Source organism: Arsenicibacter rosenii (assembly GCF_001870735.1).
Classification (GTDB): Bacteria; Bacteroidota; Bacteroidia; order Cytophagales; family Spirosomataceae; genus Arsenicibacter; species Arsenicibacter rosenii.
This window is the reverse complement of record NZ_MORL01000167.1, coordinates 1-1,136: the sequence shown is the minus strand read 5'-3', so window position 1 is coordinate 1,136 and position 1,136 is coordinate 1. Positions and strand designations below refer to the sequence as shown.

Sequence of the window (1,136 nt, the reverse complement as noted above, 5' to 3'; positions counted from 1 at the left end):
TGAAAATAAGTACGTGGAGGTTAACCAAATCGTTCAACATAGCGTTCCAGACTCCCGGCAAAACGTTCAAACGAAAAGGGCTCTGTCAGAAAATCAAACGGCTGAAGTGCTAAATATCCGTACAGGTGTTGTGGATAGGGTGATGTAATGATCAGTCCGCGATGCTGCCGGAGAACAACCAGGAATGATTCGGGCAGCTCGGTATCCGGGTCAGGCAGTCGCAGAAATACCGGTGCGTAGTTACCTGATGTCAAATGTGCCAGCATCTCTCCTGTAAACGAACCTGCCTGCCCCAGATTCAGCCAGCCGGTCCGTTGGAGATAATGAGCAAGCTGGCTTCGGCTTGCCTTGGTGTGATTAATGGTAAGGCAGGTATGCAAGGATTAATTAATGTTGGTCCAGATGGAGGTGATTGTTTTGCCGTTTAGTTTAGGAGACACTGACGTAGTCAGGTTGACAAGGCGTTCTTTTTTCAGGATCAGACGAGGGGCGGTAGTAGTTAGTTCGTTTTTCATGATTATTTAGCGTTGGGGTTAAACGGGTATTTTTTAATGTCTCTGTTTTTCCCTGAAGGACGATACGAAGATAGGCTCTGCGGTATAGTCAATTCAACTAATTTAGATGAAATCCAGGCCGTTTTTCGACCAGTGAATGTTTTTTTTCGACCAATCAGCCCGGTGGTTATTCATCGGATCTTTTGAACAGCGTTATGGTAAGTTCAACCTTATAAATACCTTCATCGGGAGTGATCGATAAAGCGTAGAGATCCGGGTAGATCGCGTCTAACCTACGTTTCACATTGGTTAAACCAACACCGCCTCTGCGTTTATCGTCATTTTGCGGTTCCGCCCGACGGCGTACTGGCGGAATGCTGTTCTCAACCGAAAACGTAAGTAGGTTGCTCTGGATACTCGCCGTAACCTTTACAAATGCAGGACCGTTGGCGCCTTTGATACCGTGTTTAAACGCATTTTCAACAAAAGCTATCAACAAAAGGGGGGCAATTTGGTAAGACGAAGGATCGCCGAGCTGTTGATAGTCAATTTGTATGTCTTCGCCCAGCAGGCGGTTCTGTTCAAGGTCAATGTAGTTCTGTATATACGCTAATTCTTTGGTTAATCCGATGCGGGGGACAT

3 protein-coding genes are annotated in these 1,136 nt (G+C 46.2%); all 3 read right to left on the bottom strand.

Translation table 11 applies throughout. The features are described from left to right. Positions 1-20: 20 nt before the first annotated feature. A complete protein-coding gene (locus BLX24_RS30580) occupies positions 21-380 on the bottom strand; it encodes a response regulator (RefSeq protein ID WP_071506920.1) in 360 nt (119 codons plus the stop codon). A 3-nt stretch (positions 381-383) separates the two neighbouring features. Beyond that, positions 384-515 (bottom strand): hypothetical protein, encoded by a 132-nt coding sequence (locus BLX24_RS33980; protein ID WP_262483015.1) that lies wholly within the window; start codon positions 513-515, stop codon positions 384-386. Between the two features lie 166 nt (positions 516-681). Beyond that, positions 682-1,136: sensor histidine kinase (locus tag BLX24_RS30575; protein WP_143092948.1), on the bottom strand; the 455-nt coding region annotated here is incomplete at its 5' end.